We start from the raw sequence: 24,349 nt of genomic DNA, 5'->3' as shown, positions 1-24,349 counted from the left end.
CCCCGCATGAATACCGAGACCGTGCGGCCGGCGGTGACCGAATTACGGCTGTCCGCCTTCAAAACCCACCGCGGCGTCACCCTGCCGCTCACCCGGCTGACGCTGCTGAGCGGCGAGAGCGGAAGCGGCAAGTCCAGTGCGCTTCAGGCGTACGAGATCCTCGCCCGCCTCGGCAGTGGTGAGTCGCTGGCACGTGCCGTGGGGGAGGTGGCGGGCAGCCCGGCGGCGTGTGTGCCGGCGGGGGCGCGCCCCGACGCACAGGGGCGGCGGGGGTTCCGGATCGGCTGCACGGTCGACGGTCCGGCCGGCCCCGTCAGCCTCGATCTCGCCGTCCAGGCCGAGCCCGAACTCCGTATCGTCGGGGAGCGGTTGACCGGCGGCGGCGAGACCTTGCTGACCACCGCGCTCACCGACCCGGACCGCCCCACCGTCCAGGCGGCCTGGCACACCGCGGGAGCGACTCCGGTGACCCGTGCCCCGTTGCCCGACGACCGGCTCGGCACGTCACTCCTGCCGTTGCGCGTCGCGGGCAAGACGGCGGGGCAGCGTCTGGTCCTCGCGGCGGCCGAACAGGTCGTGGTCGCGCTGCGCTCGGCGTTCGTGTGCGACCCGCGGCCGGAGGCCATGCGGGGAGCGGGGACGGGCGGGCCGTGGGGAGCCGGGCAGGACGGTGCATGTGGTGCGAACGGTGCCGGTGGGGCGGGGCGTGGCGCCGGGGTGCGGCGGAGTGGCCGGGAAGCGGGCTTGTCCGGCGGGCCGGGGAAGCCGGGTGGGGCCGGCGGGGCTGCTGGGTCCTGGGGGGCGTGGAAGCGTATGGGGGCCAGCGGTGAGGCGGGCGGCTGGGCCCGCGATACGGAGGGGGCGCGGGCCGAGGGGCGGCTGCGGTCGGCCTGCGACAACCTGCCCGCGGTGCTGGAGCGGACGAGCCAGGAGTGTGCGCGACGGCATGCGGTGCTGGTCGCGGCGGTACGGGAGGCCTGCGCCGGTCCCGTCGAGGGGCTGCGTGCGGTGCCGCGGCAGGCGGGCGGTACGGGGGAATCGACCGCCGACGCCGCCGTGCCGGCCGGGCCGGGTGGGGCAGCCGGGCCGAGGGCGGGGGCAGCGGGTGTGCGGGCCGTACTCGACCGGGGGGAGCTGGGCGAGCTGCCCGTCGAGCAGCTCGGCGATGGCGAGCTGCGGTTTCTCGCGCTGGCGCTGGTGCTGCTCACCGGGCCGGAGGTGCTGGCCATGGATCCGGTGGGGGAGGTCCCGTCCGCTCATCAGCAGATGACGGTGATGGCGGACGGGATGGACCGCTGTATGGACCCCAGGCAGGCGCGCGAGCTGGTGTCGCTGGCCCTGCGGATGACCGATCGCGGGCATGTGCGGCTGCTGGGGACGGTGCGGGACGCCTCGGTCGCCGAGGGGCTGCCCGGCGTACAGGTGCTACACCTAGGGGTATGAGCGAGGATCTTCATGCGTTGCAGCGACGGCTGGCCGAATTCGCGGCCGCGCGGGACTGGCAGCAGTACCACACGCCCAAGAACCTGGCCGCGGCGCTCAGCGTCGAGGCCGCGGAACTCGTCGAGATCTTCCAGTGGTTGACGCCGGAGGAGTCGGCGAAGGTGATGGCGAACCCGGCGAAGGCCGGCCGGGTCGAGGACGAGGTCGCGGACGTGCTGGCGTATCTGCTCCAGTTCTGCGAGGCACTGGGGATCGACGCCCTGGCGGCGCTCGCCGCGAAGATCGAGCGCAATGAGTCGCGCTTCCCGGCGGTCCGCTCGGCGCGCCCGGACCGGCCGCGGGAGGGCGAGGAGTAGGGACGGGGGGACGGAGCGAAGGGCGCGGGGGAGCGAAGGCGCGAGGGCGCGGGGGTGCGGGCGCGGGGCCGGCGGGGTGTGAACGCCGGCCCCGCGCCCGGTGGGTTCTGGGGTTCGCCGGTGGCTCGGTCCGGCTCTCCTCGGCGGTCCGGTACGGCGTTTCCCACGGTGCGGTGTGCTGTGCGCCGGTGGTCCGGTCCGTGCTCGCTTCGACGGTTTCGCGTGGCTTGTGCCGGTGGTGTGAGGGGTGGGGGTGCTGGGGCGAAAGGGGAGGGAGCGGGGCCACGGCAGCCGTTTGTCACTCTCCGGAGTCATGGATCTTTCCACATCGCCTTGCTTGTCCACAGATTTGCGAATTCCCCTGGCTTTTTTGGGTGTTCGCATTCACTCTGGGTAGTGGAAAGAGTGCAGGGTGCATGCGAATGAAGAGGGAAGGAGGGGAGCGGATGGACGCGGTGCGGATCATCGCGGCGAGCCGACGCGGGCTGGCAGAGGCGAACACGGTTCAGGGAGTGATCGTCGAGGCATGGCAGGCGCAGGCCTTGGCGGAGGCGGTAGGCAGCCATCTCGCGATATTCGGGCCGTACGAAGTGCGGTCCAGGGCGCGGGGATTGGGCGACGCGGGCGGGCGGTTCAGCGGGGGACTGCTGTGCCCGGCGTCGGTCGGCGGTGGGCTCCGGGCGGCTCAGCTGTCCGAAGTGCGCGATGCCAAGGCGGCTTTAACCGGCCTGTGCCTCCTGCTGCGAGAGGTGTGCGAAGCGCTGGTGGCGGTGGTGCTGCTGGCGGACGAGGAGGGGATGTACTGGACCTGCGTCGAGGCGATGGACACGGTCGATGAATCGAGAGACCGCGTGGGCGGAATACTGGAGAAACTGGAGGTGCGCGACCGGAACCCCGCCTGAGCACCACGACACCGCACCGACCGCGCTCCCGCGGTAGGCAAGCCCCGGGCGGTAATCCACCGACCGCGGGCCGGGAGAGCTCACGCCCCACACCTGACGCGACGCCGCCCGAGCCGTCGCGTACGCCCCGGCTGTCACTGCCTGCTGCCTGACGGCACCGCACGACCATGCCATCCCTGCGCTCGCCCACCGCATGTCCCGCACCCTCCACGGACCGGCCCCGCCCACCGCCGGCCGTGCCCACGCCCCCACACGCCACTCGTACCCGGTCCCACCCGCTGCACCGAAACGCTCTCCGGCGATGGGGGTGTCGTGCGGAGTGCAGGATGGAGGGATGGACCTACGAATCTTCACCGAGCCCCAGCAGGGCGCGTCCTACGAAACCCTGCTGAAGGTCGCCAAAGCTACTGAGGATCTTGGTTTTGATGCGTTCTTCCGCTCGGACCACTATCTCCGGATGGGCGCTGCCGACGGGTTGCCCGGCCCGACCGATGCCTGGATCACGCTGGCCGGTCTCGCTCGTGAGACCCGGCGCATCCGCCTCGGCACGCTCATGACGGCCGGCACTTTCCGGCTGCCGGGTGTGCTGGCCATCCAGGTGGCCCAGGTCGACCAGATGTCCGGTGGCCGGGTCGAACTCGGCCTGGGGGCGGGCTGGTTCGAGGAGGAGCACAAGGCGTACGGCATTCCGTTCCCCAAGGAGAAGTTCGCACGGCTGGAAGAGCAGCTGGCGATCGTCACCGGCCTGTGGGGCACCAGGACAGGAGAGGAGTTCAGCTACGACGGAACCTACTACCAGCTGGAGAATTCGCCCGCGCTGCCCAAGCCCGCCCAGGGCAAGGTGCCGGTGCTGGTCGGCGGTCACGGTGCGACGCGTACACCGCGGCTGGCGGCGCAGTACGCCGATGAGTTCAATATCCCCTTCGCCTCGCTCGAAGACAGTGAGCGCCAGTTCGGACGGGTGCGGGCGGCCGCCGAAGCCGCCGGGCGGAAGGGCGATGAGCTGGTGTACTCCAACGCCCTCGTGGCCTGCGTCGGCAGGGACGACGCCGAGGTGGCGCGACGGGCCGCGGCCATCGGGCGCGAGGTGGACGAACTGAAGGCCAACGGCCTGGCGGGCTCACCCGCCGAGGTCGTCGACAAGATCGGCCGTTATGCCGCGATCGGCGCGTCGCGGGTCTACCTGCAGATGCTGGACCTGGACGATCTGGACCACCTGGAGCTGATCTCGGCGCAGGTGCAGTCGCAGCTGAGCTGACGCCGGGCGGGTTGGCGCTGTCGCGGAAAACCGGTGGGGCTCGGGCTGTCTTGCGGCAATACTCGGACGTGTGTTCCTGACGATAACCACCACCGGCAGCGCCGGCCGTCCCGCGACCGACCTCGGCTTTCTGCTGCACAAGCATCCCGACAAGGCGCAGCAGTTCTCGACGTCGCAGGGCACCGCGCATGTCTTCTATCCCGAAGCTGACGCACAACGGTGCACCGCCGCACTGCTGTTGGAGGTCGACCCCATCGCCCTGGTGCGCAAGAGCCGCGGCAAGGGCCGTGGCGGCGCGCCGGATTCGGCGCTGGGCCAGTATGTGAACGACCGCCCGTACGCGGCCTCCTCGCTGTTGGCGGTGGCGCTGGGGAGCGTCTTCGCGAGCGCGATGAAGGGGCAGTGCACGGCACGGCCCGAGCTGGTGGCGCAGGCGCTGCCGTTGCGTATCGAGGTGCCGGTGCTGCCCGCCCGGGGTGGCCCGGAGCTGGTGGACAAGCTGTTCCGGCCGCTGGGCTGGACGGTGCGGGCCGAGCCGGTACCGCTGGACGAGACGTTCCCGGAGTGGGGCGACTCGCGCTATGTACGGCTCGTGCTGGAAGGGGAGTGCCGGCTGGCCGAGGCGCTGCGGCATCTGTATGTGCTGCTGCCGGTGCTGGACGACGCCAAGCACTACTGGGTCGCGCCCGATGAGGTCGACAAGCTGCTGCGGGCCGGTGCGGGCTGGCTGGAGGATCATCCGGAGCAGCGGGTGATCGTCGGCCGCTATCTCGCGCGGCGCTGGTCGCTGACGCGCCAGGCCATGGAGCGGCTGGAACTGGAGCGGCTGGCCGAGTCGGACGACGTGGCCGCCGAGGAGCTCGACAACGCCGTGGACGAGGAGGCGGACACCGAGGAGAAGCCGGTGCCGCTCGCCGTCCGGCGGCGGGAGGCGATCCTTGCGGTGCTGCGCTCGGTCCGGGCTTCGCGGGTGCTCGACCTGGGCTGCGGGCAGGGCCAGCTGGTCGGTGCGCTGCTCAAGGAGGGGCAGTTCACCGAGATCGTCGGCGTGGATGTGTCGATGCGGGCGCTGCACGAGGCGCGGCGCCGGCTGCGGCTGGAGCGGATGCCCGAGCGGCAGTCGGAGCGCGTACGGCTCGTACAGGGGTCGCTGGCGTACACCGATGGCCGGTTGAAGGGGTATGACGCGGCCGTGCTCAGCGAGGTCGTCGAGCATGTCGATCCGGCGCGGTTGCCGGCGCTGGAGTACGCGGTGTTCGGGTCGGCCAGGCCGGGCACGGTCGTGGTGACGACGCCGAACGTCGAGTACAACGTGCGCTGGGAATCGCTGCCGGCCGGCCGGGTGCGGCATGCGGACCACCGCTTCGAGTGGACCCGGGAGGAGTTCCGGCAGTGGGCGCGCGGGGTCGCCGCCCGGCACGGCTACGAGGTGAGCTTCGGCCCGGTGGGACCGGACGACCCCGAGGTCGGCCCGCCCACCCAGCTCGCGCACTTCCGCAGGGCCGGCGACGACAGCAGCGGCCCCGAAGGCAGCGGGAGCAACCGGGAAGGCCGGGGGCCCGAAGGCAGCGGGAGCAGCCGGGGAGACCGGGGGCCTGAAGGTGGCAAAAGTGCTGCGGGCAGCAGCGCTTCGATGAGAGGGAAGGAGGCCGCGGCATGACGGACGACGACCGTACCGAGTACGGCGAGAAGAACGAGCACCCGCACGAGGACCAGCAGGAGAGCAGGAGCGCACAGGACAGCGGCCCCGGCCAGGAGTGCGGGGAGCGGCCGCAGCCCCGGCCCGAGCGGGCGCCGCGTACGCTCGCCGTGCCCGACCTCTCCCTCGTGGTGCTGATCGGAGCCACCGGCTCCGGCAAGTCCACCTTCGCCGCCCGGCACTTCCGGCCGACCGAGGTCCTCTCCTCCGACTTCTGCCGGGGGCTGGTCAGCGACGACGAGAACGACCAGAGTGCCAGCGGCGATGCCTTCGACGTCCTGCACTTCATCGCGGGCAAGCGGCTGGCCGCCGGGCGGCTGACGGTCGTGGACGCCACCAATGTGCAGTCCGAGGCGCGTACCCAGCTGGTGCGGCTGGCCCGGGAGCATGACGTCCTCCCGGTGGCGATCGTGCTGGACATGCCCGAGCAGGTCTGCGCCGCACGCAACGCGGCGCGCGCCGACCGGGCCGGGCTGCCGCGCCGGGTCATCCAGCGCCACCAGCGCGAACTCCGCCGTTCGCTGCGCCACTTGGAGCGGGAGGGCTTCCGCAAGGTGCATGTCCTGCGGGGCCCGGAGGAGGTGGCGGCCGCCGAGGTCGTCACGGAGCGGCGGTTCAACGATCTGCGCCATCTCACCGGCCCGTTCGACATCATCGGCGATATCCACGGCTGCCGTTCCGAGCTGGAGACCCTGCTCGGCATGCTGGGCTACTCGCTGGTGCGCGACGCGCTCGGCCGGCCGGTGGACGCGGCACACCCCGAGGGCCGTACCGCGGTCTTCGTCGGTGACCTCGTCGACCGCGGGCCGGACAGTCCCGGCGTACTGCGCCTGGTGATGGGCATGGTCGGGGCCGGGCATGCGCTGTGTGTGCCGGGCAACCACGAGAACAAGCTCGGCCGCTACCTCAAGGGCCGCAAGGTCCAGCACACCCATGGGCTGGCCGAGACCATCGAGCAACTGGACAAGGAGGACGCCGCCTTCCGCACCGAGGTCGGGGAGTTCATCCGCGGCCTGGTCAGCCACTACGTCCTCGACGGCGGCGACCTCGTGGTGTGCCACGCCGGACTGCCGGAGAAGTACCACGGCCGGACCTCGGGACGGGTGCGCTCCTTCGCGCTGTACGGGGACACGACCGGCGAGACCGACGAGTTCGGCCTGCCGGTGCGCTACCCCTGGGCCGAGGACTACCGCGGCCGTGCCGCCGTCGTCTACGGGCACACCCCCACCCCGCGCGCCAACTGGCTCAACAACACCCTCTGCCTGGACACCGGCTGTGTCTTCGGCGGTGCGATGACCGCGCTGCGGTGGCCGGAGCGCGAGCTGGTGGACGTACCGGCCGAGCGTGTCTGGTACGAGCCCACGAAGCCGCTGCTGACCGAGGCGCCCGGCGGAGCGGACGGCCGTCCGCTCGATCTGAAGGATGTGACCGGGCGGCGGATCGTGGAGACCCGGTACATGGGCCGTCTCGCGGTCAAGGAGGAGAACGCCGCGGCCGCGCTGGAGGTCATGAGCCGTTTCGCGATCGACCCGCGGCTGCTGCCGTACCTCCCGCCGACGATGGCGCCCTGCGCGACCTCGTCGGAGGAGGGGTACTTGGAGCACCCGGCGGAGGCGTTCGCCGGCTACCGGGCCGACGGCGTACGGGAAGTGGTGTGCGAGGAGAAGCACATGGGGTCCCGTGCGGTGGCGCTGGTGTGCCGCGACGAGACCGTGGCCGGTGAACGCTTCGGCGTGCCGAAGGGGGTCTCAGGTGCCCTGTACACCCGTACCGGCCGGCCGTTCTTCGACGACCCGGAGGCGACCGAAAGCCTTCTGCGGCGGGTCCGGGACTGCGCCGAAGAGGCCGGTCTGTGGGACGAGCTGGAGACCGACTGGCTGCTGCTGGACGCCGAGCTGATGCCCTGGTCCCTGAAGGCGACCGGTCTGCTGCGCAAGCAGTACGCGGCGGTGGGCGCGGCGTCCGGGGCGGCGTTCCCGGGCGTGCTCGGTGCGCTGGACGCGGCGGCCGCCCGCGGGGTCGAGGTGGCGCCGCTGCTCGGCCGGCAGCGGGACCGGGCGGCGGACGCGGCCGCGTTCACCGAGGCGTACCGGCGCTACTGCTGGCGTGTCGGGGCGACGGCGGCGGACGCGGGCGCACCGCAGGAGCCGGGCGGCGGCGCCGGGCTCGGGGAGCTGGACGGTGTGCGGCTCGCACCGTTCCAGATCCTCGCGGTGCGGGGCCGCAGCCTCGCCGGGCTGGCGCACACCGAGCAGCTCGCCCTGCTCGACCGGCTGATCGCGGCCGAGGGCGCGGTGGCGGCCCGGGACGGCGGGACGGCCGGCGGCGCCACGGACCGGCCGGGGCTGCTCGCCACGACCCGGCGGATCCTCGTCGACACCGGGGACGAGACCTCGGTCGCCGCCGGTGTCGCCTGGTGGCAGGAGCTGACCGCCGACGGCGGTGAGGGCATGGTGGTCAAGCCGGTGCAGGCGCTGATCCGGCAGGCCGACGGCCGGCTCGTCCAGCCGGGCGTCAAGTGCCGTGGCCGCGAGTACCTGCGGATCATCTACGGGCCGGAGTACACCCGTCCGGAGAACCTCCGGCGGCTGCGCGTCCGTCACCTGGGCCACAAGCGCTCGCTGGCCCTGCGGGAGTACGCGCTCGGCCTGGAGGCGCTCGACCGGATGGCGGACGGCGAACCGCTGTGGCGGGTCCACGAGGCGGTCTTCGCGGTGCTCGCCCTGGAGTCGGAGCCGGTGGACCCGCGGCTGTAGGGGGGCCGGAGGGGAGGGGACGGATGGTTCCTCCCCCTCCCGGCCCGTCGCAGACCACCTGGGTGCCGTGGCGCCGATCGCGAACCCCGTCCTCAGGCGCACCCCTGGGGCCCACGGGACTGTCGGTGCTTTCGCGCAACTCCCGGGCCTGACCGGACCGACATCGCCCGACTCCCTCCGCCGAGCCGTCCGAGCGGCCAAGATGGGTGGATGGGATTCCAAGTCGACTCCGAGGCCGGGCGGCTGCGCCGGGTCATCCTGCACCGCCCCGATCTGGAGCTGAAGCGGCTCACGCCTTCGAACAAGGACGCCTTGCTCTTCGATGACGTCCTGTGGGTGCGCCGGGCGCGGGCCGAGCACGACGGTTTCGCGGATGTGCTCCGGGACCGGGGGGTGGAGGTGCACCTCTTCGGGGATCTGCTGGCCGAGAGCCTCCAGATCCCCGAGGCGCGGCGGCTCGTCCTCGACCGCGTCTTCGACGAGAAGGAATACGGGCCGCTGGCCACCGACCATCTGCGGGCGGCCTTCGACGAGCTGCCGGTGCCGGAGCTCGTCGAGGCGCTGGTCGGCGGCATGACCAAGCGGGAGTTCCTGGAGCGGCACGCCGAGCCGACCTCGGTCCGCTTCCATGTGATGGATCTGGACGACTTCCTGCTGGGCCCGCTGCCCAACCACCTCTTCACCCGCGACACCTCCGCCTGGATCTACGACGGGGTGTCGATCAACTCGATGCGCTGGCCCGCCCGGCAGCGCGAGACCGTGCACTACGAGGCGATCTACCGGCACCATCCGCTCTTCCGTGGCGGGGACTTCCACGTCTGGTCGGAGGGGCAGGCGGACTACCCCTCGACGATCGAGGGCGGCGACGTCCTGGTGATGGGCAGTGGCGCGGTGCTGATCGGGATGAGCGAGCGGACCACTCCGCAGGCCGTCGAGCTGCTTGCGCGGGGGCTGTTCGCGGCGGGTTCGGCGCGCACGATCGTGGCGCTCGATATGCCCAAGCGCCGGGCGTTCATGCATCTGGACACCGTCATGACGATGATCGACGGAGATACCTTCACCCAGTACGAGGGCCTGGGGATGCTCCGCTCGTACACCATCGAGCCGGGCTCGGGGGATCAGGACCTCAAGGTCACCGACCATCCGCCGGAGCATATGCACCGCGCCATAGCGGCCTCGCTGGGGCTGGCGGACATCCGGGTGCTGACCGCGACCCAGGATGTGCACTCCGCCGAGCGTGAGCAGTGGGACGACGGCTGCAATGTGCTGGCGGTGGAGCCGGGTGTGGTGGTGGCGTACGAGCGGAACGTCACCACGAACACCTTCCTCCGCAAGCGCGGCATCGAGGTGATCACGATCCCGGGGAGCGAGCTGGGGCGCGGCCGCGGCGGGCCGCGCTGTATGAGCTGTCCGGTGGCGAGGGACGCGGTGCCGGGGGCAGCCTGAGCGTGCCGGGTACTCCGCCCGGGAGGAGGGACCGGACCCGTACGGCAGCCGGCAGTCCGTATAGGGATACGTCTGTTCGTATATAATTCCAGGGTCCGAGTCCGTCCCGACCGCCGCGAACCCAGGAGCCCACCCATGGCGATAGACCTCACGGGCCGCCACTTCCTCAAGGAGCTGGACTTCAGCGCCGAGGAATTCCGCCGACTGATCGACCTGGCGGCCGAGCTGAAAGCGGCCAAGCGCGCCGGCACCGAGGTCCCTCGCCTCCAGGGCAGGAACATCGCCCTGATCTTCGAGAAGACCTCGACCCGGACCCGCTGCTCCTTCGAGGTCGCCGCCGCGGACCAGGGTGCCTCCACCACCTACCTCGACCCGTCCGGCTCGCAGATCGGGCACAAGGAGTCGGTGAAGGACACCGCCCGGGTCCTGGGCCGGATGTTCGACGGTATCGAGTTCCGCGGCAGCCGGCAGTCCGACGTCGAGGAGCTGGCCGCGTACGCCGGGGTGCCCGTCTTCAACGGGCTGACCGACGACTGGCACCCGACCCAGATGCTCGCCGACGCGCTGACCATGGTCGAGCACGGCCGGGGCCGCCCCCTGACGGAGACCGCCTTCGCCTACCTCGGCGACGCCCGGAACAACATGGGCAACTCCTACCTCGTCACCGGCGCCCTGCTCGGCATGGACGTACGGATCGTGGCGCCCAAGCAGTTGTGGCCCGAGGAGACGGTCATCGCCGAGGCGCGGCGGCTGGCCGACGGCTCCGGCGCGCGCATCACGCTCACCGAGGACGTGGCCGAGGGCGTGCGCGGCGCGGACTTCGTGACGACCGACGTCTGGGTCTCCATGGGCGAACCCAAGGAGGTCTGGGACGAGCGGATCGCGCTGCTCGCCCCGTACGCGGTCACCATGGACGTGCTGCGCGCCACCGGCAAGCCGGATGTGAAGTTCCTGCACTGTCTGCCCGCGTACCACGACCTGGGCACGGTGGTCGGCCGGGAGATCCACGCGCGGCACGGACTCTCGTCGCTGGAGGTCACCGACGAGGTCTTCGAATCCGCGCACTCCGTCGTCTTCGACGAGGCGGAGAACCGGATGCACACCATCAAGGCGGTGCTGGTCGCGACGCTCGCCCGTTAGGGCCCGGTCCAGCGCGCCCCGTACAAAACAGGGCACCGCATAGCCATACACGCAAACGGGCGATCATACGGTTTCGGCGGTTACCATCGATCCGCTCGCGGGGTTCGGACCCACCGGTCCGGACCCCGCTCCGTGTGTGGCCTCACCCCCGCCGCGCGCGTCGCACCACCAGAGAGAGAACCCCACCGTGCGCCCGCCCTTCCTTGGTCCGTCCGGACTGCGCATCAAATCGCCCGACCTCCTCATCGCCGAATCGGGCGCGGACCTCGAAGGCAACGGCCTCCGGCGCAGCATGGGGCTCTTCCAGCTCATCTGCTTCGGCATCGGCGCCATCGTCGGCACCGGCATCTTCGTCGGCCTGTCCGACACCGTCGCCGAGGCCGGTCCCGCCGTCATCGTGTCCTTCGTCCTGGCGGCCGTCACCTGCGTCTTCACCGCCTTCTCCTTCGCGGAGCTGGGCGGCGCGATACCGGTGTCCGGCAGCGCCTACTCCTACGCCTACGCCACCCTCGGCGAGCGCCTCGCCTTCCTCGTCGGCTGGTGCCTGCTGCTCGAATACGGCATCTCGGTCTCGGCGGTCGCCGTCGGCTGGGGCCAGTACCTCAATGAGCTGCTCGGCAGCCTCACCGGCTGGCAGCTGCCCGCCGCCCTCTCCCAGCCGCCCGGCGACGGCGGCATCGTCAACATCCCGGCCGTCGTCGTGATGCTGCTCGCCGCGCTGCTGCTCGTCCGCGGCATCCGGGAGAGCGCCCGCGCGACCGCCGCGATGGCCGTGCTGAAGCTCGCGATCCTGGTCCTGTTCTGCGCGATCGGCTTCAGCGCCTTCCAGGCCGGCAACCTGTCGCCGTTCGCCCCGGAGGGCGTCGCCGGCATCACCTCCGGCGCCTCGCTCGCGTTCTTCTCGTACATCGGCTTCGACGCGATCACCACGGCCGGTGAGGAGGCCAGGGACCCGCGGCGGAACATCCCGCTCGCGATCATGGTCTGCATCGGTGTGGTCACCGTCCTGTACTGCCTGGTCGCGGTCTCCGCCATCGGCGCGCTCTCCGCCGGCGAGGTCGGCGGGCGGCCCGCCGCGCTCTCGCTGATCGTCAACCACGTCACCCACTCGACGCTCGGCGGCGGGGTGATCGCGTTCGGCGCCGTCGTCGCCATCGCCTCGGTCGTCCTCGCGGTCATGTACGGCCAGACCCGCATCCTGATGTCGATGGCGCGGGACGGCCTGGTCCCGCGGATCTTCGAGCGGGTCTCGCCCCGGACGTCCACCCCCGTCGCCAACACCTGGATCGTCGCGGTCGTTTTCGCCGTGCCGGCCGCGGTCGTCCCGTTGGACGCGGTGATGAACCTGTCGACCATCGGGACGCTGGCGGTCATGGCGGTGGTCAACCTCAGCGTGATGGTGCTCCGCCGTACCCGCCCCGATCTGCCGCGCCGCTTCCGTGTCCCGCTCTTCCCGGTCAGCCCGGCGCTCGGCATCGCCTTCTGCCTCTATCTGATGTACGGCACCGGTCCGGCGACCTGGCTCCAGTTCGCCGGGTTCCTGGTGGCCGGTGCGCTGGTCTACGCGTGCTACGGGCGCCGTCGCTCGCGGCTCGCGGCGGCGGCGCAGGACCCGGCGGCCGGTGCCGGCGAGGGCGCGACCGCCGTCAGCGTCGGCGCGGGCGCCGCACCCCGGGAAGGGTGAACCAGACGGCCTTGCCGCGCGGCGTCGGGCGACAGCCGGAGGCCGCGCTGAGGGACCGGATCAGCAGCAGACCACGACCGTCGTGGTCACCGCGGGCCGGGCCGGGGGAGAGGGCGTCGGGGCCGGTGTCGGTCCCGTGGGCGGCCGTGGCGTCGGCATCGTCGTCGTCCGCGGAACGGGAGTCCGGGGAGCCGTCGGCGTAGGTGTCGCCATCGACTCCGGCATGCCCGTTGTCCTCGTCGGGCCCCTGCCCCTCCCCGTCCAGCTCCTGCCCCTCCCCGCCATCGCCCGTCTCGGCGCCGTCTGCGGACCGCCCGGCCTCCTCCTCCGCCCGCTGAGTCGGCACCTCGCCGTCCGACGACCGGCCGGGTGACGGCCCGGCCGACGGGCCGGCCGATATGCCGCCGGGCGGGTCCACCCCCGGGCCATCCGGCGCGCCACCGCCCGGCGCTCCCACCACCCCCGCCCCCGGTTCTCCAAGGGGGACCGGATCGCCCAGGCCCTTCACGAGCAGCGGGCTGTCGTCGTGTACCTCGATCCGGCAGCCCGTCGGCCGCTGTTCCACCACCAGCTCGATGGGGTCGGCACCGCAGGTGTGCTTGAGCACGTTGGTGACCAGCTCCGCGGTCAGTAGTTGAGCGGTGGTCCGGTCGGCCGTCACCCGGAGATCCTGCATGGCGGTCCGGACCATCGCACGGGCGATGGGGACGGCGGTCGCGCCGCGCGGCAGCGCGATGCGCCAGGTCGCAGGGGTGGGTGGTTCCAGCATGCGCGGTGCGTCCGTTCGCGAAAGGCCGGGTCGGCGGCCTGAGACCGGATCGGGCCCCTCCACCGTAGAAAGCGCGGAGGCGGGGGAGCAGGGGCGAGCGGCCGGGGATCGGATGACCTACGTCATGCGGCGGCCGGGACCTTCGGCGGGTCCACCCTGGCGGCCCCGGCGGGTGGCGGGCCGTCGTCGTCGGCCGTGTCGTATCGCGTTCTCATGACGACAGTCATGAAGGAGTGATAACTTCGAGAGGCATCCGGAACAGCATCCACCGGCCGACCCGGCCAAAGGGGGCAGGCAGCCCGATGAGCCCGTTCGCAGGATCCGCCCGCAGTACCGAGACCTGGCAGCACCTTCGCGTGACGCGGCAGGACGGGGTCGCCACCGTCACCCTGGCGCGCCCGGACAAGCTCAACGCGCTCACCTTCGAGGCCTACGCCGACCTCCGCGACCTGCTCGCCGAGCTGTCCAGGGAGCGTTCCGTACGCGCCCTGGTGCTCGCGGGGGAGGGGCGCGGATTCTGCTCCGGCGGCGACGTCGAGGAGATCATCGGCGCCACCCTGGGCATGGACACCGCCCAACTGCTGGACTTCAACCGGATGACCGGGCAGGTCGTCCGGGCGGTGCGGGAGTGCCCGTTCCCGGTGATCGCGGCGGTGCACGGGGTCGCGGCGGGGGCGGGCGCGGTGCTCGCGCTGGCCGCGGACTTCCGGGTCGCCGACCCGTCCGCCCGGTTCGCCTTCCTCTTCACCCGGGTCGGACTCTCCGGCGGCGACATGGGCGCGGCCTATCTCCTGCCCCGCGTCATCGGCCTCGGCCACGCCACCCGGCTGCTGATGCTCGGCGACACCGTCCGGGCACCGGAGGCCGAACGCCTCGGCCTGATCAGCGAGTTGGCCGAGGAGGGCCGGGTCGACGAGGCGGCCGCTGCGCTCGCCCGGCGGCTCGCCGAAGGGCCCGCGATGGCGCACGCCCAGACCAAGGCGCTGCTCACCGCCGAGCTCGATATGCCGCTGGCCGCCGCCGTGGAGATGGACGCCGCCACCCAGGCGCTGCTGATGAACAGCGACGACTACGCGGAATTCCACGCCGCCTTCACGGAGAAGCGGGCCCCCAAGTGGCAGGGGAAATAGCCATGCGGGTCGCCGTCATCGGCGGCGGGCCGGGCGGGCTGTACGCCGCGGTGCTGCTCAAGCGCCTCGACCCCACCCGCGAGATCACCGTATGGGAGCGCAACGCACCCGAGGACACCTTCGGGTTCGGCGTCGTGCTCTCCGACGAGACCCTCGGTGGCATCGAGCACGCCGACCCGGAGGTCTACCGCGCCCTCCAGGCGGAGTTCGTCCGCTGGGACGACATCGACATCGTCCACCGGGGCCGCACCCTGACCTCCGGCGGACACGGCTTCGCGGCGCTCGGCCGGCGCCGGCTGCTGGCCGTACTCCACCGGCGCTGCCGCGATCTCGGCATCGAGCTGCGCTTCCGCACCGAGGCCCCGCCCGCCGCCGAACTGGCCCGTGCGTACGACCTGGTGATCGCCGCCGACGGGGTGCACAGCGCCACCCGCACCGCGCACGCCGACGCCTTCCACCCGCAGCTGACCACCCACCGCTGCCGCTACATCTGGCTCGCCGCCGACTTCGCCTTCGACGCCTTCCGCTTCGAGATCGCCGAGACCGAGCACGGCGTGGTCCAGCTGCACGCCTACCCCTTCGCCCGGCCGGAGGGCCCGGCGGACGGCGCCAGCACGGTCATCGTCGAGATGCGCGAGGAGGTCTGGCGGTCGGCCGGGCTCGACCGCTGCGATGAGCGCGAGTCGGCCGAGTGGTGCGCCAAGGTCTTCACCGACGCCCTGCGCGGCCGGTCGCTGCGCGGCAACAACTCCAGCTGGATCGCCTTCCGCACGGTCGTCAACGACCGCTGGTCGCACGGCAACACCGTGCTGCTCGGCGATGCCGCGCACACCGCGCACTTCTCCATCGGCTCCGGCACCAAGCTCGCCGTCGAGGACGCCCTGGCGCTGGCGGCCTGTCTTGAGGAGCAGCCCGACACGGCCTCCGCGCTGGCCGCGTACGAGGAGGAGCGCCGCCCCGTCGTCGCGTCCACCCAGCGCGCGGCCCGCGCCAGCCTCGCCTGGTTCGAGGAGCTGGCCACCTATCTCGACCAGCCGCCGCACCAGTTCGCCTTCAACCTCCTCACCCGCAGCCGCCGCGTCACCCACGACAACCTGCGGCTGCGCGACCCCGGATTCGTCGCGGCCGTCGAGGACGAGGCGGGCACCCCGCCCGGCACACCCCCGATGTTCCTGCCCTTCCGGCTGGGTGAGCTGACCCTGCGCAACCGGGTCGTGGTCTCCCCGATGGACATGTACTCCGCCGCGGACAACAACGGCACCCCCGGCGACTTCCACCTCGTCCACCTCGGCGCCCGCGCGCTGGGCGGGGCCGGACTGGTGATGACGGAGATGGTGTGCGTCAGCCCCGAGGGGCGGATCACGCCCGGCTGTACGGGGCTGTACGCGCCGGAGCACGAGACGGCCTGGCGCCGGGTCACCGACTTCGTGCACACCTCCGCCCCCGGCACCGCCATCGGCGTCCAGCTGGGCCACTCCGGCCGCAAGGGCTCCACCCGGCTGATGTGGGACGGCATCGACCAGCCGCTCCCGGACGGCAACTGGCCCCTCGTGGCGCCCTCCGCGCTGCCCTACCGCCCGGGCGTCAACCAGACCCCGCACGCCCTGACCGAACCCGAACTCGGCACCCTCCGCGCACAGTTCGTCCGCGCCGCCGAGTCCGCCGCCCGAGCCGGCTTCGACCTGCTCGAACTCCACTGCGCCCACGGCTATCTGCTCTCCGGCTTCCTCTCACCGCTCACCAACCACCGCACCGACGCCTACGGCGGCGACCTCACCGGCCGGCTGCGCTTCCCGCTGGAGGTCTTCGACGCGGTCCGGGCCGTCTGGCCGGCCGGGCGTCCGATGACGGTCCGGATCTCCGCGACCGACTGGGCGGACGGCGGCACCACCGCGGAGGACGCGGTGGCGATGGCGCGGGCCTTCGCCGAGCACGGCGCCGACGCCATCGATGTGTCCACCGGCCAGGTGGTGCCCGACGAGCGCCCCGACTTCGGCCGCTCCTACCAGACCCCGTTCGCCGACCGTATCCGCAACACCCTCGGCGTGCCGGTCATCGCGGTCGGCGCCATCTCCTCCTGGGACGACGTCAACTCCCTGGTACTGGCCGGACGTACGGACCTGTGCGCGCTGGCCAGACCGCATCTGTACGACCCGCACTGGACGCTGCACGCCGCCGCCGAGCAGGGGTACGCCGGACCGGGCGCGCCCTGGCCGCTCCCCTACCAGGCGGGCAGCCGCACTCCGCCCACCGGACGCCTGGACGCGCCGAAGCCCCGCCTCACGCTGCGGTGACGGGGAGGCACGGGCAGCGGGGCGGGGCCGTTCGCGGGGCCGGTCCGCAAGGACGCCGACGGGCCGGCGGAGAGGCCGGTCAGGGGTCCGGCGGGCCGGTGCGGTGGTCGGCCGGGGGGTCGGTCAGGGCGGTGTCGGTACGCAGCTGACCTGCGCCGAGACGACCGGCCGGCCGTGCTGTTCGACGGTGACCTCGACCTGCCGGCGGTCGTCGTCGCCCCGGCCGGTGGTCCGCGCCTGTACCCAGATCGGCGCGTCGAGTTCGGCGTAGCGCGAGAAGGAGCACTCCATCGAGACCGGCAGGGTGACGCCGGGCGTGGCGGCCTGCGCGGCCTGCCGGGCGGCCTCGACCATCAGCATGCCGGGGGCGTGGTCCACGGGGTGGTCGAAGAGAACCGGGTGCGAGGTGTCCACCCGCAGCTGCCAGCGGTCGGGGCGGTCGGTGGGGGAGAGCACCACATCGCGGTCGTGTTCCCGGGCGACCAGCTGCGGGCTCATGGCCCCGGGCAGCGGCAGCGTACGGGAGTTGGCGAACGCCAGATCGCCGTACTCGCCGCGCAGCCGGCGGTAGACGGCCGGGCTGTGACAGGAGTAGTCGAGCGTCGCGGAGGCCAGCTCGGCGCCGTCGCACCGGATCCGGAACTCCTGGAGGGCGCTGACCAGCCGCTTGCCGCGGTGGACCATGTCGCGGTCGGTGATGTGCAGTTCGACCTCGGCGGGGTGCTGCGCGGTGCGCAGTGCCTGCGGCGCGAGGTCGTAGCGGACCCGCTGCCAGATGATCGGGTGGTCGAGCGGCACCCGGTGCGCGACATGGCTCAGTAATATGCCGGCCTGCCGCACCGTCTCTATCAGCAGGATCGGGTCGTGCATCCCGTGGAGCGGCCCGTAGAAGGTGTGGGCGCGCGGCCACTGGGCGCTGACCACCCAGGTATCCGCGCCACCACGCCGCCAGTTCGTCAGGAACACCTCGGACAACGCGTTGCGGTGGACGTACTCGCGCGGCACGGTCGTGGTGAGCGACGACGGTCGGATTCCGTCGGCGGACCCGCCTCCGATGTCGTGGCGCTGATCGCGCAAGTACGGCGTGAGCGTGGCGCTGGCCATAGGTGGTTCCTTTCTGTGGTGCGGCTCTCAGCGCCCTGACGGGCTGAGGCTTGGTCACGGCCCAAAACACTAAGATACGGACCATGTGGTTTGTTTTCCAGAGCCGGGAAGGAGCCGTCGGCTCCGCCAGGGCGGTGGCCCGGAACGTCAGACCGAGACCTTGACGCAGCGGCCGTGCGGATCCAGATGGCTCAGCGCACCGGGCGAGGCGAGGCCCGGAAGTGTGTGCTTCCACAGGGCCGTGACCCGCTCCGGGAGATCGGCGCGGTTGGTCGCGGCGCGCGAGAACAACTGCACGCCCATGTAGGCGGCGACGAAGAACTCGGCCGCCCGGTCCGGTGCCACCCCGGGCAGTAATTCACCGTTGTCCCGGGCCTCGGTGAACATCGTGGTGATGATGTCGGTCCACGCCTGGTACGGCACCAGCGGATCCTCGCTGAAGGTCGTCTCCACCGCGATCCGCGTGCCGGCCTGGAGCAACGGATCGCTGCGCAGGGCCAGTGCCACTTGGTGGGTGAAGTCGATGGCGTCCTGGAGCCGGGACTCGCTGACCTGCGGCAGAAAGGGATCGGTCTGCTCCGTTATGACCGCGCGGGCCAGTGCGTCCTTGGACGTGAAGTGGAAGTACACCGCTCCTTTGGTGACCCCGGCGCGCTGGATGATCTCGGCCATCGTGGCGGCCTGGTACCCGCGGGTGCCGATGACATGAGCCGCCGCTTCGAGGACGGCGCGTCGGGTGCGCACTGCGCGTTCCTGCTTGACCACCGATCATCCTCCGTATGCTCTCTTGGAGTTGTTGTGCCTGAGTGCGACCCGCTGCCCGTGGCCGCGCAGTCTATTTCCGCATCATAAAGAAGCCAACCATGCGGTATTGAATTTGCGCCCGGTCCGGAGGCGGGGCCCCTCGGGCGTGAACCGGTGACGTCCTCCGGGGCGGCATCATCGAGTGCTACGAGCGCGAGGAGCTGTCCGATGTCCCCCACCGTCGTCCCCGCCATACCCGCCGTACACCGCGAGGTCCGGCTCGCGGACCGGGTCGAAGGCGAGCTGACGGCACGCCACTTCACGATCGCCGAGGTCCCGGTGCCCGAGCCGCGGGACGGAGAGGTGCTGGTGCGCAACCGCCTGATGGCGGTGACCGCGGTGATGCGGTCGCAGATGACCGGAATCCGGCTGCCGATGCCCTCATTCGTACCGGGTGAGGCGCTGTGGGGCGCGGCGGTCGGCGAGGTGGTGGCGGCGCCCGGAGGCGGCTTCACCCCCGGCGATCTGGTCCAGCACCCCTGCGGCTGGCGGGAGTTCGCAGCGGTCGACGCGTCGCGCGTACGGCGCCTCGACCCGGACGCGCTGCCGACCGCTGCCGCGCATCTGTCGCAGGGGGCGACCGCCTGGGGTGCCTTGCGCCGGGCCGCCGAGGTCAGGCCGGGGGACACCGTGTTCATCAGTGGCGCGGCGGGCGGCGTGGGCAGCATGGCCGGGCAGCTCGCGCGGCGGCTGGGTGCCGGGCGGGTCGTCGGCAGCACCGGCTCGGAGCGCAAAGCCGCGCGGCTGCGCGCCGAGTTGGGCTACGACGACACGATCGTGCGCGGCGCCGGGCCGATCGAGCGGCAGCTGCGGCGGGCCGCGCCGGGCGGTATCGATGTGCTGCTGGACACCGTCGGCGGCGAACAGCTGACGGCGGCGCTCGCGGTGGCCCGCCCCGATGCGCGGTTCGCGCTGGTCGGCGCGCTCTCCGGTCAGCTGGGCGGGGACCGCGGCGACATCGCCCCGGTGGAGCTGGACCCGGGGCTGATCATCACGCGGCGGGTGGCCCTGCGCGGGTTCGGGCTGCACGCCCACCCGGACCTGCCGCAGGAGTGGACGAAGGAGTTCGGCCAGGGCCTGCGGGAGGGCACGCTGGTCTTCCCGCACGCCCTTCTGAAGGGGATCGAACAGGCGCCGCAGGCGCTGCGCGAACTGACGCAGGGTCGTCATATCGGGGCCGTGCTGGTCGCGTTGTGAGGCCGGGGCCTGAGGACCGGGGCGGGCCCGGTTCAGCCGGCCGCCGGAAGCTGCGCCGGAGCCGGGACGGCGGCCGGGATCCGGCCCGGTGCGGCCGGCAGCAGCGCCCACAGGTCGACGATGGCCTCGCGGTCCCACCACGTCCCGTCCTCACCGCCCAGATGCAGCAGACCGACCACGATCGAGGTCAACAGCTGGGCCGTCCGCCGCGGTTCGGTGTCCGTCGCATGCGGCCCGGCCGGCCCGCCGGTCCCGCAGGTCACCGCTTTGTCGAGAAACAGCGCGTACCAGCGCTGCTCCAGGGCGTAGATACCGAGCCCCGGCGCGGTCTCCGGCCGCAGCCGCAAGCCGGCGCGGAGCACCGCGTCCGACTCCACCCGGCCGAACAGCGCGGTGGTGAAGTCCCGTACGGCGGTGGTCAGCGGCTGCGTGGAGCGGGTGAAGGCGTCTTCGAGCTCCTGTAGGGCCTCCAGCGCCGCGTCCCGCACCGCGAGCGTGAGGTCGTCCTTCGACGTGAAGTGGAAGTAGAGGGCTCCCTTGCTCAGCCGGGCCCGCCGGCTGATCTCGACCATGCCCGCTGCGGGAACCCCCTTCTCCAGGAAGGTCTCTGCGGCCGAGCGGATGAGTGCCTGGCGGCTCTGGATGGCGCGATGCTGGGTGGGCACGGTGTCCGTCCCGTCTCTAGTACGGCTGCGAGCTCATTGCAGTCTACATAGAAAACCAACCATGCGGTTCGATATGCTCCACGGGATTGGCCGGAACTGGCGGGCCCTGACGCGAAGGTGACGATCTTTCGCTCGTTCCGGCGCTCGACGGCTCCCGCGGGGCATGTGCCCCCAGTCTGGCGCCGCAAAGGGGTGTTGTCGACCCGTCAGGGGAGACGGGGATGCATTGACAAACAGCGCAGGCGGTTTTTAAATCTCCGAAGGCGGTAAACGGGACGTTCCCTTCCGATGCGCCGCCTCGACGGTTGCGTGCCGCCCTGGACGGCGGTGCGCCATGGCGAGACCGCCGCTGCCGTTACCCGTCATCGACCGCAGGCCGCCCCATCAGCCGAGCCAGCAACGTCACCCGAGCCCCTGCACCCCCCATCGGAATCCGGAAAGGTCTCCAGCCATGCGCGTAGCAACGGAAGTCGGCGAACGTCCCGTGAGAGGTGTACGGGGCGCCGGAGGTGAGACGATCCGGGCCGCCGTCTTCGACCTGGACGGCACCCTCGCCAACACCCTCCCCGCGATCAGCAAACTGCTGATCAAGGTGGCCTCGGAGCAGGGGTGTTCGGTGACCGCACGGCAGGCGGCCGCCGCGATCGGCAAGCCTCCCGGCCCCGCCTTCGGCCGGCTGCTGGGCAGGCCCGAGGACGACGGCCGGGTGCAGGCCGCGATCTCCCGCTACCGCGAACTGTTCGCCTACGAAGTGCTGTGCCTGGGGCCGCAGCTGCTCTTCCCGGGCGTGACCGCGGGGCTGTCCGCGCTGCGCGCCCACGGGGTCGAGCTGGCCGTCGCCACGTCCAAGACGACCCGCAGCGCGGAGGCGCTGCTCGACGTCATGGGCATCCGCGACCTGGTCGGCCCGGTCATCGGCCAGGACATGGTCCGGCGCGGCAAACCGCACCCGGAGATGGTGCTGCGGGCGGCCGGCCGGCTCGGTGTCGCGGCCTGGCAGAGCGCGTATGTGGGGGACACCGTGGGGGACATGAGGATGGCGGTCACCGCGCGCATGGAGCCGGTCGCGGTAACCTACGGGGTCGGCACCTTCGGTGAGCTCGCCGGGGTCGCCGGCACCCGGATGTGCGGCTCCTTCAAGGACGTGGTCTCCGTGATCGCCGCCGCCCGGCCGCGCTCGGGCGTCAAGGTGGGGGCCCAGCAGCGCCGCCGCTGAGGCCGGTGCGCTGGGGCCGCTACGCCCCGGCCATCGCCTCGTGCGCGTAGGGGGCCCCGGCGTCCCGGAGTTTGGCGTGCAGCCGGCCGAACACGTCCGCCGCGCGGCCGCCCGGCCAGTCCTCAGGCAGGAGGGGAGAGGGCAGTCCGGGATCCGCGTAGGGCAGCCGGCGCCAGGCGTCCAGCGCCAGCAGATAGTCGCGGTAGGCCGCTTCGGGGGGCACCGAGCGGCGCCGTGACCACCGCTGGAGGACCGGCTCCTGCTCTTCCAGGAAGGCGCGGTGCTGTGCGGCGATGGCGTCCAGGTCCCACCAGCGGGCGACCGCGTCCGCCGTGGGGGCGAAGCCGGCGTGCGCACCGGTGAACAGGTCGACGTACGGGTCCAGTTGCAGCCGCTCCAGGGTGTGCCGGGTCTCCTCGTAGAGCTGCGCGGGGGCGATCCACACACCCGGCGCGGCGGTGCCGAAGCCGAGCCGGGCCAGCCGGGAGCGCAGCAGATGGCGCTTGTGCCGCTCCTCCTCGGGGACGGAGAAGACGGCCAGTACCCAGCCGTCGGACAGCCGCGCGGCCGGCCGGCCGAAGATCCGGCGGTCGCCGTCGTCCAGCAGCTGGCGGGCCGCGTCGGACAGCCCGTACGCGGCCGCGCCGGTGGCCGTCCGGGCGGGAGTCAGCAGCTCGCGCCGCTTGAGCCGGGAGACCGCCGAGCGCACCGACGGCGGATCGACCCCGAGCGCACCGAGCAGCCGGATCAGGGCGGCGACCGGTACCGGAGCGGCCGGGCCGGCCGGGCCGCCGGGCTCGCCACGTCCGTAGGCGCCGTAGAACGTGACGATCAGGGACCGTGGGGTGCGCTGTGTGTGCGGGTCGTTCACCGGGTCACTCTAGATCGGGTTCCCGCAGCCGGAAACGCTGGAGCTTGCCGGTCGGGGTGCGCGGCAGCGAGCTGTGGAAGACGATCTCGCGCGGGCATTTGTAGGGCGCGATACGGGTCTTGGTGAAGGCGCGCAGCGCGACGACGGTGTCGTCACCCCGGGGGACGCCGTCCCGCAGCACGACATGGGCCACGACCACCTGCCCGCGGTCCTCGTCGGGCCGGCCGACCACCGCCGCCTCGGTCACATCGGGGTGCCGCAGCAGCGCGTCTTCCACCTCGGGCCCCGCGATGTTGTACCCCGCCGAGATGATCATGTCGTCGGCGCGGGCCACATAGCGGAAGTAGCCGTCGGGCTCGCGGACGTAGGTGTCGCCGGTGATGTTCCAGCCGTCCCGTACGTACTCCGTCTGCCGGGCGTCCGCGAGATAGCGGCAGCCGGTCGGCCCGCGGACCGCCAGCAGCCCCGGCGCGCCGTCCGGCAGCGGTGCGCCGTCCGGTCCCACCACCCGCGCCTGGAAGCCGGGGACCGGCAGTCCGGTCATCCCGGGGCGGATCGCGTCGTCGGCGGCCGCGATGAAGATGTGCAGCAGCTCGGTGGCGCCGATGCCGTTGATGATCCGCAGCCCGGTCGCCGTGTGCCAGGCCTGCCAGGTCGCGGCCGGCAAATTCTCCCCGGCCGACACACACCGGCGCAGCGAGGACACGTCGTGCCCGGGGAGCTTCGGCAGCATCGCGCGATAGGCGGTCGGCGCGGTGAACAGCACCGAGATCCGGTGCGCCGCGATATCGCCGAGCAACTGCTCCGGCCCGCCCCAGTCGGCGAGAAAGGCCGACGCGCCCGCCCGCAGCGGGAAGATGACCAGTCCGCCGAGGCCGAAGGTGAAGCCCAGCGGCGGACTGCCGGCGAACACGTCGTCCGGCTCCGGGCGCAGCACCTGCGCCGAGAAGGTGTCCGCGATGGCGAGCACATCGCGGTGGAAGTGCATACAGCCCTTGGGGCGCCCGGTGGTGCCCGAGGTGAAGGCGATCAGCGCGACATCGTCGGCGGAGGTCGCCACGGCAGGGTAGGGCGCGCCGCCCGGCCGGGCGAGCTGCCGCAGATCGTCCGGACCGTCCCCGCCGAACGTCGTGATCCGCAGCCCCGGGACCCCGGCCTTGGCGAGATCGTCGACGGCCCGCACCTCACACAGCGCGAACCGCACCTGCGCGATCGCACAGATCGTGGCGAGCTCCTCGGGGCGCTGGGCGGCCAGCACCGTCACCGCGACCGCCCCCGCCTTCATCACGGCGAGCCAGCAGGCCGCCAGCCAGGGCGTGGTGGGGCCGCGCAGCAGGACGCGGTTGCCCGGCAGCACCCCCAGCCGGTCGGTGAGCGCATGGGCGATCGCGTCCACCTGGGCGCGCAGCTGACCGTACGTCCAGACGGGGCCGCTCGCGTCGCGGACCGCGGGCCGGTCGGCACCGAGCCGGGCGATGGTGCCGTCCAGCAGCTCGGCACCGCAGTTCAGCCGGTCGGGATAGCCCAGATCGGTGAGGAGCGGCCACTGGTCGTGGGGCGGCAGCCGGTCGCGCGCGAAGGTGTCGGTATGGGCCGAGGACCGTAGCTCCATGAC

At 72.3% G+C, this 24,349-nt stretch carries 19 protein-coding genes; 13 read left to right on the top strand and 6 right to left on the bottom strand.

What is annotated here, in order from left to right; translation table 11 throughout:
* Window positions 1-6: 6 nt before the first annotated feature.
* From TU31_RS28480 to TU31_RS28440, 9 genes are all read left to right on the top strand, one after another.
* The gene (locus tag TU31_RS28480) at window positions 7-1,443 is read left to right on the top strand and encodes an AAA family ATPase (protein ID WP_042159668.1); all 1,437 of its coding nucleotides are present in this window, start codon (window positions 7-9) and stop codon (window positions 1,441-1,443) included.
* Window positions 1,440-1,799 (top strand): nucleotide pyrophosphohydrolase, encoded by a 360-nt coding sequence (locus TU31_RS28475; protein ID WP_042159666.1) that lies wholly within the window; start codon window positions 1,440-1,442, stop codon window positions 1,797-1,799. Before TU31_RS28480 ends, TU31_RS28475 begins: the two co-directional genes overlap by 4 nt.
* A 446-nt stretch (window positions 1,800-2,245) precedes the next feature.
* Window positions 2,246-2,701: a DUF6099 family protein gene (locus TU31_RS28470; RefSeq protein WP_042159664.1), complete on the top strand. Its 456-nt coding sequence runs from the start codon at window positions 2,246-2,248 to the stop codon at window positions 2,699-2,701.
* 334 nt (window positions 2,702-3,035) lie between these two features.
* Entirely contained in the window at window positions 3,036-3,959 is a 924-nt protein-coding gene (locus tag TU31_RS28465) for an LLM class F420-dependent oxidoreductase (protein WP_042159662.1), read from the top strand.
* Window positions 3,960-4,029: 70 nt separating this feature from the next.
* Window positions 4,030-5,619, top strand: coding sequence for a 3' terminal RNA ribose 2'-O-methyltransferase Hen1 (locus TU31_RS28460; protein ID WP_042159660.1), 1,590 nt, complete (start codon window positions 4,030-4,032; stop codon window positions 5,617-5,619).
* Window positions 5,616-8,414, top strand: coding sequence for a polynucleotide kinase-phosphatase (locus TU31_RS28455; protein ID WP_245698822.1), 2,799 nt, complete (start codon window positions 5,616-5,618; stop codon window positions 8,412-8,414). The genes TU31_RS28460 and TU31_RS28455 overlap by 4 nt, the downstream gene beginning before the upstream one ends.
* A 210-nt stretch (window positions 8,415-8,624) precedes the next feature.
* On the top strand, window positions 8,625-9,860 hold the full coding sequence (locus TU31_RS28450) for an arginine deiminase (RefSeq protein ID WP_042159658.1): 1,236 nt from the start codon (window positions 8,625-8,627) through the stop codon (window positions 9,858-9,860).
* A 135-nt stretch (window positions 9,861-9,995) separates the two neighbouring features.
* Complete coding sequence (gene argF, locus TU31_RS28445; protein ID WP_042159656.1) at window positions 9,996-11,000, top strand: ornithine carbamoyltransferase; 1,005 nt, start codon at window positions 9,996-9,998, stop codon at window positions 10,998-11,000.
* A gap of 187 nt (window positions 11,001-11,187) precedes the next feature.
* Window positions 11,188-12,684 carry an amino acid permease gene (locus tag TU31_RS28440; RefSeq protein ID WP_042159654.1) on the top strand — a complete coding sequence of 499 codons (1,497 nt, stop codon included), beginning with the start codon at window positions 11,188-11,190 and terminating at the stop codon, window positions 12,682-12,684.
* Here TU31_RS28440 and TU31_RS40680 read toward each other — a convergent pair.
* The gene (locus TU31_RS40680; RefSeq protein ID WP_052719091.1) at window positions 12,647-13,453 is read right to left on the bottom strand and encodes an ATP-binding protein; all 807 of its coding nucleotides are present in this window, start codon (window positions 13,451-13,453) and stop codon (window positions 12,647-12,649) included. The two genes, TU31_RS28440 and TU31_RS40680, sit on opposite strands and share 38 nt — an antisense overlap.
* A 302-nt stretch (window positions 13,454-13,755) precedes the next feature.
* On the opposite strand from TU31_RS40680, the gene TU31_RS28430 reads away from it, so the two are divergent.
* Window positions 13,756-14,583 (top strand): enoyl-CoA hydratase family protein, encoded by an 828-nt coding sequence (locus TU31_RS28430; protein WP_042159652.1) that lies wholly within the window; start codon window positions 13,756-13,758, stop codon window positions 14,581-14,583.
* A gap of 2 nt (window positions 14,584-14,585) precedes the next feature.
* Window positions 14,586-16,877: a bifunctional salicylyl-CoA 5-hydroxylase/oxidoreductase gene (locus TU31_RS28425; protein ID WP_042159650.1), complete on the top strand. Its 2,292-nt coding sequence runs from the start codon at window positions 14,586-14,588 to the stop codon at window positions 16,875-16,877.
* A 123-nt stretch (window positions 16,878-17,000) separates the two neighbouring features.
* On the opposite strand, the gene TU31_RS28420 is transcribed toward TU31_RS28425, so the two are convergent.
* Both TU31_RS28420 and TU31_RS28415 read right to left on the bottom strand, forming a co-directional pair.
* Window positions 17,001-17,981 (bottom strand): ScbA/BarX family gamma-butyrolactone biosynthesis protein, encoded by a 981-nt coding sequence (locus tag TU31_RS28420; protein ID WP_052719090.1) that lies wholly within the window; start codon window positions 17,979-17,981, stop codon window positions 17,001-17,003.
* Window positions 17,982-18,128: 147 nt separating this feature from the next.
* Window positions 18,129-18,725 (bottom strand): ScbR family autoregulator-binding transcription factor, encoded by a 597-nt coding sequence (locus TU31_RS28415; RefSeq protein ID WP_245698820.1) that lies wholly within the window; start codon window positions 18,723-18,725, stop codon window positions 18,129-18,131.
* Between the two features lie 228 nt (window positions 18,726-18,953).
* Between TU31_RS28415 and TU31_RS28410 the strand changes: the two genes are divergently transcribed.
* Window positions 18,954-19,982 (top strand): MDR family NADP-dependent oxidoreductase, encoded by a 1,029-nt coding sequence (locus TU31_RS28410; RefSeq protein ID WP_042159646.1) that lies wholly within the window; start codon window positions 18,954-18,956, stop codon window positions 19,980-19,982.
* Between the two features lie 32 nt (window positions 19,983-20,014).
* Here the strand turns inward: TU31_RS28410 and TU31_RS28405 are convergent, their stop codons facing one another.
* Window positions 20,015-20,647, bottom strand: coding sequence for a TetR family transcriptional regulator (locus TU31_RS28405; RefSeq protein ID WP_042159644.1), 633 nt, complete (start codon window positions 20,645-20,647; stop codon window positions 20,015-20,017).
* A gap of 451 nt (window positions 20,648-21,098) precedes the next feature.
* Between TU31_RS28405 and TU31_RS28400 the strand changes: the two genes are divergently transcribed.
* Window positions 21,099-21,863: an HAD family hydrolase gene (locus TU31_RS28400; protein WP_052719089.1), complete on the top strand. Its 765-nt coding sequence runs from the start codon at window positions 21,099-21,101 to the stop codon at window positions 21,861-21,863.
* Window positions 21,864-21,882: 19 nt separating this feature from the next.
* On the opposite strand, the gene TU31_RS28395 is transcribed toward TU31_RS28400, so the two are convergent.
* Window positions 21,883-22,734 (bottom strand): PaaX family transcriptional regulator, encoded by an 852-nt coding sequence (locus TU31_RS28395; RefSeq protein WP_042159640.1) that lies wholly within the window; start codon window positions 22,732-22,734, stop codon window positions 21,883-21,885.
* A gap of 4 nt (window positions 22,735-22,738) precedes the next feature.
* A complete protein-coding gene (locus tag TU31_RS28390; protein WP_042159637.1) occupies window positions 22,739-24,346 on the bottom strand; it encodes an AMP-binding protein in 1,608 nt (535 codons plus the stop codon).
* Window positions 24,347-24,349: the final 3 nt, after the last annotated feature.

Source organism: Streptomyces lydicamycinicus (genome assembly GCF_000829715.2).
Lineage (GTDB): Bacteria > Actinomycetota > Actinomycetes > Streptomycetales > Streptomycetaceae > Streptomyces > Streptomyces lydicamycinicus.
The sequence above is the reverse complement of the archived record's forward strand: the minus strand, read 5'-3'. Positions and strand labels throughout refer to the sequence as shown.

Bases quoted from the DNA above. Each gene is read 5' to 3' on its own strand.
- TU31_RS28480 (WP_042159668.1), top strand. From the start codon at position 7: ATGAATACCGAGACCGTGCGGCCGGCGGTGACCGAATTACGGCTGTCC.
- TU31_RS40680 (WP_052719091.1), bottom strand. From the start codon at position 13,453: ATGCTGGAACCACCCACCCCTGCGACCTGGCGCATCGCGCTGCCGCGC.
- TU31_RS28470 (WP_042159664.1), top strand. From the start codon at position 2,246: ATGGACGCGGTGCGGATCATCGCGGCGAGCCGACGCGGGCTGGCAGAG.
- argF (WP_042159656.1), top strand. From the start codon at position 9,996: ATGGCGATAGACCTCACGGGCCGCCACTTCCTCAAGGAGCTGGACTTC.
- TU31_RS28420 (WP_052719090.1), bottom strand. From the start codon at position 17,981: ATGGCCAGCGCCACGCTCACGCCGTACTTGCGCGATCAGCGCCACGAC.
- TU31_RS28455 (WP_245698822.1), top strand. From the start codon at position 5,616: ATGACGGACGACGACCGTACCGAGTACGGCGAGAAGAACGAGCACCCG.
- TU31_RS28465 (WP_042159662.1), top strand. From the start codon at position 3,036: ATGGACCTACGAATCTTCACCGAGCCCCAGCAGGGCGCGTCCTACGAA.
- TU31_RS28390 (WP_042159637.1), bottom strand. From the start codon at position 24,346: ATGGAGCTACGGTCCTCGGCCCATACCGACACCTTCGCGCGCGACCGG.
- TU31_RS28400 (WP_052719089.1), top strand. From the start codon at position 21,099: ATGCGCGTAGCAACGGAAGTCGGCGAACGTCCCGTGAGAGGTGTACGG.
- TU31_RS28430 (WP_042159652.1), top strand. From the start codon at position 13,756: ATGAGCCCGTTCGCAGGATCCGCCCGCAGTACCGAGACCTGGCAGCAC.
- TU31_RS28410 (WP_042159646.1), top strand. From the start codon at position 18,954: ATGTCCCCCACCGTCGTCCCCGCCATACCCGCCGTACACCGCGAGGTC.
- TU31_RS28475 (WP_042159666.1), top strand. From the start codon at position 1,440: ATGAGCGAGGATCTTCATGCGTTGCAGCGACGGCTGGCCGAATTCGCG.
- TU31_RS28450 (WP_042159658.1), top strand. From the start codon at position 8,625: ATGGGATTCCAAGTCGACTCCGAGGCCGGGCGGCTGCGCCGGGTCATC.
- TU31_RS28425 (WP_042159650.1), top strand. From the start codon at position 14,586: ATGCGGGTCGCCGTCATCGGCGGCGGGCCGGGCGGGCTGTACGCCGCG.